At 44.4% G+C, this 531-nt stretch carries 1 pseudogene; it reads left to right on the plus strand.

Annotated elements, in window-relative coordinates:
• Positions 1-531, plus strand: a pseudogene (locus tag ACTHUR_RS17720) (DNA-directed RNA polymerase subunit beta); the annotation flags it as partial.

Below are 531 nucleotides of genomic sequence, written 5' to 3' on the forward strand. Positions count from 1 at the left end.
ATCCGGTATCGTGTATATCGGTGCAGAAGTAGAAGCAGGTGACGTCTTGGTAGGTAAAGTAACACCTAAAGGCGAAACCCAACTGACTCCTGAAGAAAAACTGCTGCGTGCCATCTTCGGTGAAAAAGCATCTGATGTAAAAGATACTTCATTGCGTATGCCTACCGGCATGAGCGGTACCGTTATCGACGTTCAAGTCTTTACTCGTGAAGGTATCCAACGCGACAAACGTGCTCAATCCATTATTGATTCTGAATTGAAACGTTACCGTCAAGATTTGGGCGATCAATTACGTATTTTCGATAATGACGCATTCGACCGTATCGAGCGTATGATTGTTGGTCAAAAAGCCAATGGTGGTCCGATGAAGCTGGCTAAAGGCAGCGAAATTACTACCGAATATTTGGCAAGCCTGTCCAGCAAACATGATTGGTTTGACATCCGTCTGGCTGACGAAGATTTGGCCAAACAGTTGGAACTGATTAAATTGAGCCTGAAACAAAAACGCGAAGAAGCGGATGAGTTGTATGA

The sequence above is a fragment of the Neisseria sp. P0021.S007 genome, assembly GCF_051956855.1.